General features: G+C 70.2%; 17 protein-coding genes. 6 read left to right on the top strand and 11 right to left on the bottom strand.

Annotation, left to right across the window (positions count from 1 at the left end; all coding sequences use genetic code 11):
- Positions 1-21: 21 nt before the first annotated feature.
- Positions 22-1,281, bottom strand: a complete 1,260-nt coding sequence (locus KUTG_RS49565) for a helix-turn-helix domain-containing protein (RefSeq protein ID WP_043726946.1) — start codon at positions 1,279-1,281, stop codon at positions 22-24.
- Between the two features lie 175 nt (positions 1,282-1,456).
- On the opposite strand from KUTG_RS49565, the gene KUTG_RS49560 reads away from it, so the two are divergent.
- The gene (locus KUTG_RS49560) at positions 1,457-1,774 is read left to right on the top strand and encodes a hypothetical protein (RefSeq protein ID WP_043726944.1); all 318 of its coding nucleotides are present in this window, start codon (positions 1,457-1,459) and stop codon (positions 1,772-1,774) included.
- A 43-nt stretch (positions 1,775-1,817) separates the two neighbouring features.
- Here KUTG_RS49560 and KUTG_RS49555 read toward each other — a convergent pair whose 3' ends face one another.
- The 5 genes from KUTG_RS49555 to KUTG_RS64895 all read right to left on the bottom strand — a co-directional run bounded on the left by KUTG_RS49555 (position 1,818) and on the right by KUTG_RS64895 (position 5,398).
- Positions 1,818-2,201: a hypothetical protein gene (locus tag KUTG_RS49555; protein ID WP_043726942.1), complete on the bottom strand. Its 384-nt coding sequence runs from the start codon at positions 2,199-2,201 to the stop codon at positions 1,818-1,820.
- Between the two features lie 129 nt (positions 2,202-2,330).
- The gene (locus KUTG_RS49550; RefSeq protein WP_052396378.1) at positions 2,331-2,957 is read right to left on the bottom strand and encodes an NBR1-Ig-like domain-containing protein; all 627 of its coding nucleotides are present in this window, start codon (positions 2,955-2,957) and stop codon (positions 2,331-2,333) included.
- Positions 2,958-3,062: 105 nt separating this feature from the next.
- Positions 3,063-3,695, bottom strand: coding sequence for an HNH endonuclease family protein (locus KUTG_RS49545; protein ID WP_043726938.1), 633 nt, complete (start codon positions 3,693-3,695; stop codon positions 3,063-3,065).
- Between the two features lie 40 nt (positions 3,696-3,735).
- A complete protein-coding gene (locus KUTG_RS49540) occupies positions 3,736-4,497 on the bottom strand; it encodes an alpha/beta fold hydrolase (protein ID WP_043726936.1) in 762 nt (253 codons plus the stop codon).
- Between the two features lie 4 nt (positions 4,498-4,501).
- Positions 4,502-5,398 (bottom strand): TetR-like C-terminal domain-containing protein, encoded by an 897-nt coding sequence (locus KUTG_RS64895; protein WP_232241363.1) that lies wholly within the window; start codon positions 5,396-5,398, stop codon positions 4,502-4,504.
- Between the two features lie 193 nt (positions 5,399-5,591).
- Here KUTG_RS64895 and KUTG_RS49530 point away from each other — a divergent pair, with 193 nt between their 5' ends.
- Positions 5,592-6,323: an SDR family oxidoreductase gene (locus KUTG_RS49530; protein ID WP_043726935.1), complete on the top strand. Its 732-nt coding sequence runs from the start codon at positions 5,592-5,594 to the stop codon at positions 6,321-6,323.
- A gap of 39 nt (positions 6,324-6,362) precedes the next feature.
- On the opposite strand, the gene KUTG_RS49525 is transcribed toward KUTG_RS49530, so the two are convergent.
- The gene (locus KUTG_RS49525; RefSeq protein ID WP_043726933.1) at positions 6,363-6,962 is read right to left on the bottom strand and encodes a TetR/AcrR family transcriptional regulator; all 600 of its coding nucleotides are present in this window, start codon (positions 6,960-6,962) and stop codon (positions 6,363-6,365) included.
- Between the two features lie 190 nt (positions 6,963-7,152).
- Here KUTG_RS49525 and KUTG_RS49520 point away from each other — a divergent pair, with 190 nt between their 5' ends.
- Positions 7,153-8,943, top strand: coding sequence for a hypothetical protein (locus tag KUTG_RS49520; RefSeq protein WP_043726931.1), 1,791 nt, complete (start codon positions 7,153-7,155; stop codon positions 8,941-8,943).
- Here the strand turns inward: KUTG_RS49520 and KUTG_RS49515 are convergent.
- Positions 8,940-9,329 carry a VOC family protein gene (locus tag KUTG_RS49515; RefSeq protein ID WP_369794687.1) on the bottom strand — a complete coding sequence of 130 codons (390 nt, stop codon included), beginning with the start codon at positions 9,327-9,329 and terminating at the stop codon, positions 8,940-8,942. The two genes, KUTG_RS49520 and KUTG_RS49515, sit on opposite strands and share 4 nt — an antisense overlap.
- 89 nt (positions 9,330-9,418) lie before the next feature.
- Here KUTG_RS49515 and KUTG_RS49510 point away from each other — a divergent pair, with 89 nt between their 5' ends.
- The 3 genes from KUTG_RS49510 (at position 9,419) to KUTG_RS49500 (ending at position 12,364) form a co-directional block, all read left to right on the top strand.
- Positions 9,419-10,483, top strand: coding sequence for an LLM class flavin-dependent oxidoreductase (locus KUTG_RS49510; RefSeq protein ID WP_043726930.1), 1,065 nt, complete (start codon positions 9,419-9,421; stop codon positions 10,481-10,483).
- A gap of 11 nt (positions 10,484-10,494) precedes the next feature.
- Complete coding sequence (locus tag KUTG_RS49505) at positions 10,495-11,835, top strand: NtaA/DmoA family FMN-dependent monooxygenase (RefSeq protein WP_043726928.1); 1,341 nt, start codon at positions 10,495-10,497, stop codon at positions 11,833-11,835.
- 73 nt (positions 11,836-11,908) lie between these two features.
- Positions 11,909-12,364 (top strand): hypothetical protein, encoded by a 456-nt coding sequence (locus KUTG_RS49500; RefSeq protein ID WP_052396376.1) that lies wholly within the window; start codon positions 11,909-11,911, stop codon positions 12,362-12,364.
- Here KUTG_RS49500 and KUTG_RS49495 read toward each other — a convergent pair.
- The 3 genes from KUTG_RS49495 to KUTG_RS49485 are packed head-to-tail and all read right to left on the bottom strand — an operon-like array spanning position 12,361 to position 14,403.
- Positions 12,361-12,654, bottom strand: coding sequence for a hypothetical protein (locus KUTG_RS49495; protein ID WP_052396375.1), 294 nt, complete (start codon positions 12,652-12,654; stop codon positions 12,361-12,363). The genes KUTG_RS49500 and KUTG_RS49495 overlap by 4 nt on opposite strands.
- Before the next feature lie 17 nt (positions 12,655-12,671).
- Positions 12,672-13,826 (bottom strand): acetyl-CoA C-acetyltransferase, encoded by a 1,155-nt coding sequence (locus KUTG_RS49490; RefSeq protein WP_043726926.1) that lies wholly within the window; start codon positions 13,824-13,826, stop codon positions 12,672-12,674.
- Positions 13,804-14,403 carry a TetR/AcrR family transcriptional regulator gene (locus tag KUTG_RS49485; RefSeq protein WP_043726924.1) on the bottom strand — a complete coding sequence of 200 codons (600 nt, stop codon included), beginning with the start codon at positions 14,401-14,403 and terminating at the stop codon, positions 13,804-13,806. Before KUTG_RS49485 ends, KUTG_RS49490 begins: the two co-directional genes overlap by 23 nt.
- Positions 14,404-14,409: the final 6 nt, after the last annotated feature.

The following is a 14,409-nucleotide window of genomic DNA, read 5'->3' as shown; positions in this document are numbered from 1 at the left end:
ACTCGCCGTCCTCGTCCATGCCTACGATGGTGGCGGAAGTGGCCGTCCCGAGGTGTCGTCGATGCCGGCTCCGGGTCCCGTATGCGCGATCCGCATACTGACCGCCGGCCAGGGGGCCAACGCTCGCAGCTCGCGGACGACATGCGGGGATCCGGAGACGCGGGCCAGGGCGGCGGCGTCGACACCGGCTGTTGTCGCCTCGTCGAGGTCGCCGTTCGTGGCGTAGGCGCGGGCGAGCTTGGCGGTGTGCACGCCTTGGAACCACGAGCAGACGTGGCCCCACCGGGGCCGCAGGTGGTGGTAGATGTCGATGGCCTCCTGCGGCCGGCCCAGGTCGAGCAGGCAGGAGGCCCGCAGCGCCGCCAGGTGCTCGATGTCCGTCCAGTAGCCGACGCGGTACTCGTCGGTGGCCGGGTGCACCACCCCGTCGATCAGCAGTGCCGCCTGCTCCAGCCGGTCGAGGCAGGCGGCCTCGTCCTGGGCCAGCGCGAGGCCGCGAGCTTCCTGTTGCAGCGCCAGCACTTTCAGTACCGCGCCGATGCCCGGTTCCCGTTGGGCGGCACGGGCCAGGCCGATCATGCGGTCGTGGTCGCCGGCCGCGAGCTCGCTCATCCGCACGTAGGCGTACGCCACCATGTCGCGGTCCTCGGCCGCCTGCGCCTGCTGCATCGCCCGGGCCGTCCACTGCTCGGCGCCGTCCTCGTCGGTGCCCTCCTCGTGCAGCCAGCCGACGAACTCGGCGTACAGCGCGGCCACCGACAGCAGGATCCGCCGCATCTCGCCGCTGGCCGACCGCCGCAGCAGGTCCGTGAACTCGTACAGCTCCCGCGCCGCCGGCCGCAGCGCCGCCGACACCCGCCAGTTGTCGGCGTCGTTGATCACGCGCCGCGCCACCAGCAGTTGGCCGACGATCTCCGGCGTGGCCGGCGCCGTCCGCTCCATCCGCCCGCCCAGCAACGCCACCAGCGCTTCGGTGCCGCCGTGGTGCCGCAGCTCGGCCGTGGCCACGCCCTGTTCGGCCAGGCCCAGCAAGCGCGGCGGGATGTTCAGCGTGCGCTGCACGATCCGCAGCACCCGCACGTCGTAGGCCAGGTTGCTGCCGGACTCCAGCCGCGAGATCGCCGACTGCGAGAACCCGGCCAGCGCCCCCAGTTCGTCCTGCCGCAGCCCATGAGCCCGCCGGGCGAACGCGATCACCGCCGACGGCGAGTTGCTCGCGACCGCGTCGCGCACCTCGTGCGCGTTCCACACCGACTCGGGCAGCGGGTCCACCCTGGTCATGGTGGCAGGCCGGGGCCGATCCGACGATCAGGACTGGCCGAAAGCAACATGCCGGCGTTGTTCGGACATTGACGATCAGCGGCCGCGGCCGGAAGCCGAACGTCGTCGAACGGCTAGAACTGGCCGAGGCGATGCGCATTCGGCGCCGCCGCACGACCGATGAACGGAGCTATGTGTGATCTCCCTGACCAAGCTGGCCGCTGCCGCGGCCGTCACCGCCGCCGTCACCCTCACCGCGGGCGCCCTACCGGCGCAGGCCAGCACTGCCGCCCCGGCGAGCTCGCAGTCCCCGCACGTCAATCCGCCGCCGAGCATCAACGGCGCGGGCTGCCCGCAGTACACGGAGCGCGCGGGCAACGACACCGTCTACCAGTACAACCTGATGTACGTGTACGCGCCGAACCACACCTTCTATGTCGGCCACTACGACGTGTACGGCTACATCGGCGGCACCACCTGGTGGCACACCGGGGAGTACGAGTACCTCTGCTGACCATGCGCCGTGGCCGTGCCGGGGGCACGGCCACGGCCCAGGATCAGGCGTGGACGCTGACGCAGCCGTCGCCGACGTGGTCGACGTTGGACTTGACGGCGTTCTCGCCGCCGCACAGCGAGACGGTGCGCGTGAAGGTGATGTCGTAGAACGTGGCGCTGTAAGCGTTGGTCAGCTTGGGGGTCCAGTAGAAGGTGGCGCCGGAGCCGGTGCTGGCCTCCAGGTAGAAGTAGCCGGTGACGGCGGCACCGGACTTCAGCGACACGGTGGCGGAGTCGACGTGCAGGCCGCTGCCCTTGACGTTGATGCAGTACTTGGTGCCGCACTTGGAGGCGCTGGCCGGCGCGGCGGGCGCGGCGACGGCCGGCCCGGCCAGCGCCAGGGTCGCGATGCCGGCGGCCACCAGCGGAATCCAGGTCCTGGTCATGCTCGTCCCCTCTCGTCGGATGGATCTTGTCCAGCCTCGGAGCGTGACCATGGCGGGCGGAAGCGGCCGGCGGCGATCGCGGACAATTCCCGGCGTCGTCGCTGGTCGCGCCTTTGTCCGCCGCACAAATCAGGTCACGTGCAGGAGGAAGAAGACGGCCCGCTGGCCGGGCAGCATGAGCCGGCCGGCCGAGTCGACCATCTTCCAGTAGACCTGGTGGTAGCCCGGGGTTTGCGCCACCCGGACGTCGACCGAGACGCGGGCCTGCTCGCCGGGGCGGGTCGCCGGGATGGGGACCTCCTGCGGCGTCAGGCATTCGTCGGGTCCGAACGACGCCGCGCGGCGCAGGTACCGGCCGATCCACGGCACGGTCCCGGAGTTGTGCAGCACCCACGTCTTCACGATCCGCGTGCCCGCCGGCACCGTCATGCCGTCAGGCACGTCGAGATCGCTGACGAACGTCGACCGGTCGCCGGGAATCGCCGCGACGGCAAGGGCCGGCTGCGCGGCGGCGGCCTCCCATTTGAGCCGCCAGGCCCGGCGCACCGCCCGTGGCTCTTGGCCCAGCACGCCGACCGCCAACGGGCGCACGAACTCCCAGGTGATGTCCCACGACGGCAGCCGGTGCCCGCGAGCGGCGTCGGCCAGCGCCGATTTCGATGCTACCGCCCCGAACTCGGCCCGCATCCGATCGTAGGACGGGTCCCCCGCCGCCTGTTTGAGCTCCCACAGCGCGTGGGCGAATGATCCAGCCATCGCGGGGGCCTGCGCCACGCGGCCCCTTCGTCCTGTCGCCACACAGGCTTGACGCCGCAAGGCCCGTTTGGCTGGCCGGTCACGCCTGTGACGCACGCCACGTGCTCAGTGGCAGGTGCCCAGCATCTGCACCAGGGCGTCGTGTTCGGTCTGGGAGATCGTGAGCTTGTACTTGGCCTTCACCTTGATCCAGTGCGTCGAGTAGTCGCACCGCTCGGACTCCACCGGCATGTAGCCGGGCGGCGGCTGATCCCCCTTGCTGCGGTTGCTGTGCGCGGTGACGGCGACCAGCTCGTCCAGGTCGTTGGCGAACGCCACCCGCTGGTCCTGGGTCCACGTCGCGGCGCCGGTGCGCCAGGACTCGGCCTCGGGCACGAGGTGGTCGATGTCCAGGTCATGGGGCGAGGTCACGGCCACGCCGTCATAGAGCGAGGTCCAGTTGCCGGAGTTCACGGTGCAGCCCTTGGACTTCACGTCCCGCCCCTGGGCCTTGAGCACGTCGACGCGGGTGTCGCAGCCGTCGGGCTGCTTGATCCAGTCGCCGCCGAAGCGATCACGTGAGTAGCCGGTCATGGGACCGGCGGCGGCGATCTTCAGCGACGCCAGCTGCTGGCTGCTGTCGCTGGGCAGCGGCGCGGTGCTGTCGCCGCCGGCCGTGGCGGGCAGGTTGCAGGCGGTGAGGGTGAGCAGTGCGAACAGGGCGATACCGGCGGTCACGCCGGTTCGGGGGCCAGCCATGCCCCCAGGGGTACGGCAAGATCGTCACCGGCGACAGAGGTCATTCGGAGCAGTTGGCGTGCAACGAAAGCACTAGATCCACAACTTCGGACGGCCGTTCCACCTGAGGGCTGTGGCCGGCGTCGGCGATGATCTCCACCCGGGCACCGGCCGCGCGGTAGCGCTCGGCGGTGCGGGCGCAGGGATAGAACCGGTCGTGTCGACCGAGGATGACCAACGTCGGAACGTCCAGGTCACGCACCTGCTCGTCCAACGGCCGACGCGCCAATGCCTTCCGCCGGTCGACGATCACCGCCCGTGCCACCGCCGGATCCGTGGCGGCGTGATCACACAGCAACACCGGGTCGAAGGCGAACCCCGGCGCGAAGGCGTACGACACCGCGCGACGCACCGCGCCGGCCGGCGCAAACCGGTGCAGCAGCGGGCCGAGGAACGGCGCAGCCAACAATCCGTTACCCCTGGGGAAAGTGGCGCCGCCGTAGTCCGGCGCCTGCCCGATGATCACGAGCCTGGACGCCCGCCGCCCCAGGGCCAGGGCCACGTCGGCCCCGTACGAATGGCCAACCGCGGTCACCTGGCCGACGCCGAGCGAGTCCAGCACCCCGAGCACATCGGCGGCCTGCGACACGGCGTCGAGGCCGGTGCGGCCGCCGGTCCGCCCGTGCCCGCGAAGATCCACCCGCAGCACACGCCCGTGCGCGGCCAGCAGCGGCGTCACGGCGTCGAACCACCGGTGCGACCCGCTGAACCCGTGCAGCAGCAGGAAAACCGGCGATCCCTGACCCTCGTCGGTGACGAACACCCGGTCAGGAGATCACAAGACTCGCGACCTTGTCGCCGCGGACGACGAAAGCCATGGTGCCGGTGCCGTTGAAGCGGTGGCTGCGGACCTTGATCGTCACGTTGTAGCTGTCGGGCTCGCCGGCCGGCTCGACCTTCTGGAGGTCGAAGTGGGCCTGCACGCCGATGTTGTCGGTCTTGTTCCAGCTGGCCACGCCGTCGTGGCCGTGGAACTGGCGGCCCCAGTCGTCGAGGAAGGCGTCCTCGGTGAAGGCGTTGACGAACGCCTCGGTGTCGGCCGCGTTGGTGGCGTCGACGAAGGCCTGGATGGCGGCTGGCGTGCTCACGCTGTTCTCCCTACGCAGTCCGGGCATGATGTTCGCGACGAGCGCCCGGGCGAACTCGTCGGTCAGCGGCTCGTCGGGGATGAGGAGCCGGTGGTACACGGCGCCCCACAGCTGGTCCACGACCACCTGCGGGTCGAAGTCGGAACGGAGTTCACCACGTTCCACGCCACGACGCAGCGTGCGCTCGGCAAGTTCACGGCGCGGGCGCGAGTAGCGTTCCCGAAAGGACAGGCCGAGCTCGGTGTCGGTCTGGGCGGCGCCCATGAGCTCGCCGATCACCCGCCCGGCGCGGCTGTCGCGCACCAGGTGCACGAAGGCCAGCAGCTGCGTGACGATGTCGGCCTCGGCGTCGCCCGTGTCGGGGAATTCCAGGCTGTGCGACACCACCGTGGCGTAGCCGTCCAGGGCCAGCGAGCCCCGGGACGGCCACCATTTGTGGATGGTCATCCGGCTCGATCCGGCCTTCGCCGCCACCTTCTCCACGGTGAAGCCGCCCATGCCCTCGGCCAGCAGCAGTTCACCGGCGGCGGCGAGCACCTGCTCGCGGACAAGGGCGGCGGGACGTCGACCACGCATCACGCGCCTCCCATCGATGTGTACCAGGCAGTATCGCCAGATATGGACAGACCGTATCTCGATATATGGACATAGTGTATCCATCAGACGGGGCCATGCCACGTGACGGCCGACACACCGCGATATATGGACACGCCGTACACATCCATGATTATATGTACACCGCGTCCACAATCAAGCAGGGAGAAAGACCATGAGCGAGACCAGGGTTGCCATCGTCACCGGCGGTTCGGGCGGCATCGGCCGCGTCGTCGCGGAGCGGCTGGCCAAGGACGGCCAGACGGTCGTCGTCACCTACGCCGGCAACCCCCAGCGCGCCGAGGAGGCCGTCGAGGCGATCACCGCCGCCGGAGGCACCGCGTCCGCCTACCAGGCCGACGTCGCCGACGAGACGCAGATCGAAGCCCTGTTCGACGACACCGAGAAGCGCTACGGCGGCATCGACGTGGTCGTGAACACCGCCGGCATCATGCTGCTGTCGCCGCTGGCCGACCTGGACCTGGCCGACTTCGACCGGATGCACCGCACCAACGTGCGCGGCACCTTCGTGGTCGACCAGCAGGCCGTGCGCCGGCTGCGCCGAGGCGGCGCGCTGATCAACTTCTCCACCTCGGTCACGCACATCGCCGTGCCGAACTACACCGCCTACGCCGCCACCAAGGGCGCGATCGACGGCATGACCCTGATCCTGGCCAAGGAGATGCGCGGCCGCGACGTCACCGTCAACGCGGTGGCCCCCGGCCCGACCGCGACTCCGCTGTACTTCGTCGGCAAGGACCAGGAGACCATCGACCGGGCGTCCAAGGCCGCGCCGCTGGAGCGCCTCGGCCAGCCGGAGGACGTCGCCGAGGTCGTCTCCTTCCTCGCCGGCCCGGCCCGCTGGATCAACGGCCAGGTGATCTACGCCAACGGTGGCGTCGTCTAATCCCGAGCGGACGCGGGGCGGTCCACTGTGGACCGCCCTTCACCGCTTGATACCCGTCATCACGTTGCGCACCAACGCCTTGGCGAAGTCGTCGGTGATCGGTTCGTCCGGCACCAGCAGCCGGTTGTAACACGCGCCCCAGAGCTGGTCGACGACGACCTTGGGGTCGATGTCGTCGCGCAGCTGTCCCCGCTCGATGGCCTTGCCCATCGCCGTCACGGCCAGTTCCCGCCGCGGCGCGGAATAGCGTTCCCGAAAAGCCGAGGCCAGCTCGGGATCGGTCTGCGCGGCCCCGATCAGCTCGGCGATCGCCTTGCCGGCGCCGGTTTCCGTGAGCAGCCGGGTGAAGGCCAGCACCTGCGTGGTCAGGTCGGCCTCGATGTCGCCGGTGTCCGGGAACTCCAGCACCGTGCGCACCTTGGTGGCGTAGCCGTCCAACGCGAGCGCGCCCCGAGACGGCCACCACTTGTAGATGGTCATCCGACTGGCCCCGGCCCGGGCCGCCACCTTCTCGATGGTGAAGCCGGCCATGCCCTCGGTCAGCAGCAGCTCGCCGGCCGCGGCCAGCACCTGTTCGCGCACCTCGGCGGCGGGTCGGCGGCCCCGCCCGCGGCGGATCGGCTGGTCGGTCTCGGTCATGCCGTCACGATATATGGACACCGCGTTTGTTCCCCGCACCTTGACGGCCGAATATTTTCACGAGTTAAATCGCGACTCGAACAAAGCCTCGGTCGGGCGGCGGTCGGGGCTGGTTCGAAGGGACTTCGCCCCGGGGGCGCCAGAAGGACCCTGTTGCGGAGGACCTTGCCCTGACGAGAGGACAGGCCCTGTGTCCGATAGTGACGGCAAGACCGGTCGAGGCTTGGCCCGCAGAGGTTTCCTCGGCGCGGCACTGGCGGCGGCGCCCGTGATGGCGCTGGCCTCGAACGCCGCGGCGGCCGAGGCCCCGGCGCCTCCCCCGCCGGCTCAGCCCAAAGCGGGTGATCCGGACTTCGGCCCCAACGTGCACGTGTTCGACGGTTCCATGCCCGCCGCGACGATCCAGTCCACGGTCGACGCGGTCTACGCCCAGCAGCAGCACGCCGAGTTCGGCTCCGGCCGGTATGCGCTGCTGTTCAAGCCCGGCGGCTACGGCATCGACGTCAAACTGGGCTACTACACCCATGTCGCCGGTCTCGGCCTGCAGCCCTCGGCGGCCGGCATCACCGGCTCCTGCCAGGTGCTCGGCGAGGCCCACGGCAACAACACCCTGACCAACTTCTGGCGGGGCGCGGAGAACCTGAACATCGTCCCGCGCAGCGGCCAGGACACCTGGGCGGTCTCGCAGGCCACCTTCTACCGCCGGATCTACCTGCTGGGCGACCTGAAGCTGTCCGACGGCAGCTGGTCGAGCGGCGGCTTCATCGCCGACTGCCAGCTCACCGGGCAGATCAACTCCGGCACCCAGCAGCAGTGGGTGACCCGCAACTCGGTGCTGGGCAGCTGGGTCGGCTCCAACTGGAACATCGTGTTCGTCGGCACGGCCAACGCCCCGGCCACCACCTTCCCGGCGCCCCCGGTGACCTCGGTCGCGAAGTCCCCGGCCATCCGGGAGAAGCCGTTCCTGTACGTGGATGCCGCGGGCGCCTGGCAGGTCTTCGTGCCGGACGTGCGGCACGACGCGCAGGCCACCAGCTGGGAGGCGCAGAAGCCGGCCGGCACCTCGATCCCGATCGCGGACTTCCTGATCGTCAAGGACGGCGTGACCGTCGCCGACATGAACGCCGCGCTGGCCCAGGGCAAGCACCTGCTGATCACGCCCGGCATCTACCACCTGTCGGAGTCGCTCAAGGTCGTCAGGCCGGACACGGTGATCCTCGGTCTCGGCTATGCCACGCTGATCCCCGACAACGGCGCGACCGCCATCGACGTCGCCGACGTGGACGGCGTGCACCTGGCCGGGCTGCTGATCGAGGCCGGCATCACCGAATCCGAGGCCCTGATCCGGGTCGGTCAGGCCGGCTCGCGGCGGGACCACAGCCGCAACCCGAGCTCGCTGCACGACGTGTTCGTGCGCATCGGCGGCACGCTGCCGGGCAAGACCAAGCAGTCGGTGGTCGTCAACAGCAACAACGTGATCATCGACAACACCTGGCTGTGGCGGGCCGACCACGGCAGCGGGGTCGGCTGGACCAAGAACACCGTGGGCGAGGGCCTGGTCGTGAACGGCGACGACGTGGTGGCCTACGGGCTGTTCGTCGAGCACCACCAGCGCACGCAGGTGCAGTGGAACGGCGAGAACGGCCGCACCTACTTCTTCCAGAACGAGATGCCCTACGACCCGCCCAACCAGGCCGGCTGGATGGACGGGCCGCACCGGGGCTTCCCGGCCTACGCGGTCGGCGACCGGGTGCGCCGGCACGAGGCGTGGGGTCTGGGCAGCTACTGCATCTTCGCCGTGGACCGGACCATCGTGGCCGACCGCGCCATCGCCGCCCCGCACACGCCGGGGGTGCGCTTCCACAGCATGATCACGTTCTCGCTGGGCGGCGGGCAGGGCACGATCGCCCACATCGTGAACACCACCGGCGGCCCGTCGGACTCCACGACCAACCTGGGCATGCTCACGCAGTACCCCTAGGCGGGTTGGATGAGGTCCCAGCGGTTGCCGTAGAGGTCCTTGAACACCGCGACCGAGCCGTAGGGCTCGTGTCGCGGTTCCTCCTCGAACTCGACACCGGCGGCGAGCATGCGCGCGTGGTCACGGGCGAAGTCGTCGGTGTTGAGCAGGAGGCCGACCCGGCCGCCGGTCTGGTCGCCGACGCGGTCCTGCTGAGCCGGCTTGTCGGCCTTGGCCAGCAGGATCGCCGTCTCGGTCGAGCCCGGCGGGGCCACGACGACCCAGCGCCGGCTGGCGCCCTGGTCGGTGTCCTCGCGCAGCTCGAAGCCGAGGGCGTCGGTGTAGAAGGCGATCGCCTCGTCGTAGTCGTGCACGAGCACGGCGACCAATCCGATGTGCGGCATGATCACATCCTGCCTTATTCCCGCTTCCCCGGATTTTCCCACTGCGTGGCCACTCCAGCGGGCGGGGCGTCCTCCGGCGCACAATCGCTGACATGACACGTGGAACTGGTCCGCGACTGGCCGTCGCGCTGGACGGCGTCGGCTGGCACCCCGCCGCCTGGCGTGCCGAGGAGACGCGTCCGGCCGAGGTGTTCGGGGCCGGCTACTGGCTGGACCTGGTGCGCGAGGCCGAGGCCGCCACGCTCGACTTCGTCACCTTCCGTGACTCGCTGGCGCTGCCGTCCGACGGTGTGCGGGGCCGGTTGGACGCGGTGCTGGTCGCGGCCCGGGTCGCGCCGCTGACCTCGGGCATCGGGCTGGTGCCGGAGATCGTCGCGACGCACACCGAGCCGTTCCACCTGTCGAAGGCCATCGCGACCCTGGACTACGTGAGCACCGGTCGGGGCGGTGTTCAGGTGTCGGTTTCTTCCGACGCCCTTGAGTACCGCAACTTCGGGCGGCGTTCCGTCGACGAGGACACCGCCGGCGAGGCCGCGGACTACATCGAGGTGCTGCGGCGGCTGTGGGACAGCTGGGAGGACGACGCCGAGATCCGCGACGTCGCGACCGGGCGGTTCGTCGACCGGGAGAAGCTGCACTACATCGACTTCGAGGGCCGGTTCTTCTCGGTCCGCGGGCCGTCCATCACACCACGGCCGCCGCAGGGCCAGCCGCTGGTGACCGCTTTGAGCGGTGTTGCCGACTCGTCGGTCGACGTCGTCTATGTGACGCCTCAGTCCCGTGACGAGATCGGGCCCTTGGTCGAGGCGCAGCACGGGCGGCAGGTGTTCGCGGATCTGGTCGTGTTCCTCGATTCCACGTCGAGGACCGCGGCCGATCGGCGGGCCCGGCTGGATTCGTTGGCGCTGCTGGAAAGCGACGCCCTGGTGTTCGCCGGGACGGCCGAGGAGCTGGCGGAGCTGCTGCTGGCCTGGCACGTCGCCGGACTCGACGGCTTCCGCCTGCGGCCGGCTTCGCTGCCACACGACCTGCACGGCATCACCCGGGGTTTGGTGCCGGAACTGCGGTCGCGCGGAGCGTTCCGCACGTCGTACGAGGCCTCCACCCTGCGCGGGCTGCTGGGACTGGGCCGGCCCGCCAACCGCTACGTCGTCTGAGGGGGATTGCGATGACCAAGCCGCTGAAGCAGATCCATCTCGCCGCGCACTTCCCGGGCGTGAACAACACGACCGTGTGGAGCGATCCCGAGGCCGGCAGCCACATCGAGTTCAGCTCGTTCGTGAAGCTGGCCCAGACCGCCGAGCGGGCCAAGTTCGACTTCTTCTTCCTGGCCGAGGGCCTACGGCTGCGTGAGCAGGGCGGGGTGATCTACGACCTGGACGTCGTCGGCCGGCCCGACACGTTCACCGTGCTGGCCGCGCTGGCCGCCGTCACCTCGAAGCTGGGGTTGGCCGGCACGATCAACTCCACGTTCAACGAGCCGTTCGAGGTGGCCCGGCAGTTCGCGTCCCTCGACCACCTGTCCGAGGGGCGGGCGGCGTGGAACGTCGTCACCTCCTGGGACGCCTTCACCGGCGAGAACTTCCGGCGCGGCGGCTTCCTCCCGCAGGACCAGCGGTACTCGCGGGCCGAGACGTTCATGCGGACCGCGTGGGAGCTGTTCGACTCGTGGCGGGCCGACGATGTCCTGGCCGACAAGGCTTCCGGGCAGTTCATCCGTGACGGCGCCGGCCGTTTCGAGCACCACGACTCGCACTTCGACATCTCCGGCCAATTCCCCGTGCCGCGCAGCCCGCAGGGCCGGCCGGTGATCATCCAGGCCGGTGACTCCGAGGAGGGGCGGGAGTTCGCCGCCGCCACCGCCGACGCCATCTTCACCCGGCACGGCACCCTGGAGGCCGGGCAGGCCTTCTACTCGGACGTGAAGGGCCGGCTGGCCAAGTACGGCCGCTCCGGCCACCAGCTGATCGTGTTGCCGGCGGCCACTTTCGTGCTCGGCGACACCGACGCCGAGGCCCACGAGCGGGCCGATGTCGTGCGGCGCCAGCAGGTCAGCGGGGCCACCGCGATCAGGTCCCTGGAGCAGCTGTGGAACGCCGACCTGAGCGGGTTCGACCCCGACGGGCCGCTGCCGTCGTTCGATCCCGTCATCGGGGAGAACACCATCTCCAAGGGACGGGCCAGCGACCGCATGTACCGGGATCCCCTGGCCACCGCGCGGCAGTGGCGTGAGCTGGCCGAGGCCAAGAACCTCTCCATCCGTGACCTCGTCATCGAGGTCACCGGGCGCCAGAACTTCATCGGCTCCCCCGCCACCGTCGCCGAGCGGATCAACCACCTCGTGCAGAACGACGCCAGCGACGGCTTCATCCTGGTCCCCCACGTCACCCCGGGCGGCCTTGACGAGTTCGCCGACCAGGTCGTGCCTCTGCTGCAGGAACGCGGCGTCTTCCGCACCGACTACACCGGCCCCACCCTCCGCCACCACCTCGCCCTCGACACCCCCTGACCCCCGCGAGTCCCGCCCAGCGTCACACCGAAACCCGTGCTGAGACAGGAGATCCGGGCGTAGCATCGCCGACGTGTCCGAGGAGTGGATCGGTCTCGACCGCCACGCCAAGCTCATGAGCTGGTGCTGGACCGGGTTCCTGACGGCGGTCATCGCGGCCATGGGGTGGGCGCCGACGGCGGACAGCACGTGGCCGGATCGCTGGTGGGTGCTCGTGGGGTTCGGCCTGGTGTGGTTGGCCACGGTCGTCTACATGGTCAACCGCTGCTACGGCCGGACGCTGCTGACCGCGGCGGGCATGGAGTTCCACACCTTCTTCAGTCGTCGGAAGATCGGGTGGGCCGACGTCACCCGGATCGAGAAGCGAAGCCATCGGGTGCGCGGCGGTCAGTGGTGGGACGTGCACGCCGTCCGAAGCCAGGGGCGGTCACTGCGCATCCCGGGCACGCACACGACGCGCCGCGGTGACCGCGACTTCGACCGGAAGTTGGGGCGGATCCGCAAGTTCCTGGCGGCGGCGAAGGTCTAGGTGCCGAAGAGGTCGGCGACCAGTGTTGCGGCCTGCGCGGGGGCACGGACCTCGAAGGCCAGGCGGCCGTCAGCCAGTCTCAGCGTGAAGTCGAAGAAGGGGCAGCAGCGCTGCTCGGCGACAGCCAGGGTAGCGATCTGGCCGGACATCTCCACGGGCAGCACGAAGCGGATGCCTTCGCGCACGGGCTCGCTGCGGATGGCGGTGGTCAACAGCCGCCGCCACTGCTCGGTGCGGTCGGCCTGCTCGTCCCCGCCCAACGCGCAGGCGATGATCTGCTCCTCGGACACGCTCCCAACCTAGACCGCTAGGCAAGCCGTTCGATGATCGTCACGTTGGCCTGGCCACCGCCTTCGCACATGGTCTGCAGCCCGAACCGGCCGCCGGTCCGCTCCAGCGACGACAACAGGGTGGCGGTCAACTTGGCGCCGGTGGCGCCGATGGGGTGGCCCAGCGCGATGGCGCCGCCGTTGACGTTGACCCGGTCGAGGTCGACCTTGAGCTCCTTGGCCCAGGCCAGGACCACACTGGCGAACGCCTCGTTGACCTCGAACAGGTCGATGTCGTCGATCGTCATGCCGGCCTTGGCCAGCGCGTGCCTGGTGGCCCGGATGGGGGCGGTCAGCATGAAGATGGGGTCGGCGCCGCGGGCGGACAGGTGGTGCACGCGAGCGCGGGGCTTGAGGCGATGCGTCCGCACGGCTTCCTCGGAGGCGACCAGGACGGCGCTGGCCCCGTCGGCGATCTGGCTGGCCAGGGCCGCCGTGACCCGGCCGTCGGGCCGCAACGTCTTGAGCGACGCCATTTTCTCCATGCTGGTGTCGCGGCGCGGGCCCTCGTCGACCTCCATCCCGTCGACGGGCACGATCTCGCCGGCGAAATGACCATTGTCCACGGCGTCGATGGCCCGCGCGTGGCTGCGGAAGGCGAACTCCTCCATCTCCTCCCGACTCAGCTCCCACCGCTCGGCGATCAGGTCGGCCGCCCGGAACTGCGAGACCTCCTCGGATCCGTAGCGGTGGGCCCAGCCGTCGCAGCCCTCGTACGGCGTCGGGAAGCCGAACTGCTCGCCCACGGTCATCGCCGCGCCGATCGGGATCCGGCTCATGCTCTGCACGCCGCCGGCCACCACCAGGTCGGCCGTCCCGCTGAGCACCGCCTGGGCCGCGAAGTGCAGCGCCTGCTGGCTGGAGCCGCACTGCCGGTCCACGGTCACGCCCGGCACCTCCTCCGGGAACCCGGCGGCCAGCCAGGCCGTGCGGGCCACGTCGCCGGCCTGCCCGCCGACCGTGTCCACGCAGCCGAAGATCACGTCCTCGACCTCGCCCGGGTCCACGTTCACCCGCGCGAGCAGTCCCTCGATGGCGCGGGCGCCCAGGTCGGCCGGGTGCAGGTGGCTGAGCCCGCCACCGCGCCTGCCGACTGGCGTCCGCACCGCGTCAACCAGGTACGCCTGGGCCATCGGCCCTCCCTTGCGCTATGCCGTCCAGCACGATCGACAGATACTGCCGGGCCACGGCGTCCGCGGTCAGCGCGCCGCCCGGGTGGTACCAGTGCACGGCCACCCACACCGTGTCGCGGATGAAGCGGTAGACCAGCTCCACGTCCAGGTCGTCGCGGAACGCCCCGTCCCGGATGCCCTGCTCCAGCAGCCCGACCCACAGCTTGCGGAACTCGGTGTTGCGGTCGGTCAGGTAGCCGAACCGGTCGAACTGCGAGAGGTAGGCGGCCTCCCGCTGGTAGATCGCGACGGCGTCGTGGCTGCGGTCGATGCACTCGAACGAGGCGACGACAACTGCTTCCAACGCCTGCCGGGGCGGCTCGCCGGCGGCCAGGATCTCCCGGTAGCTGCCGAACAGGCCGTCCAGGAAGCCGCGCAGGATCTCGTCGACCATCGACTCCTTGGAGTCGAAGTGGTGGTACAGGCTGCCGGACAGGATGCCGGCGGCGTCGGCGATGTCCCGCACCGTGGTGGCGAGGAAGCCGCGCTCGGCGAACATCCTCGCGGCCAGCGCGAGCAGCTCGGCTCGACGGCTCATGGTTCT

This window comes from Kutzneria sp. 744 (assembly GCF_000568255.1).
Lineage (GTDB): Bacteria > Actinomycetota > Actinomycetes > Mycobacteriales > Pseudonocardiaceae > Kutzneria.
Note: the sequence above shows the minus strand (reverse complement) of the source record. Positions and strands in the feature narration are given on the sequence as shown.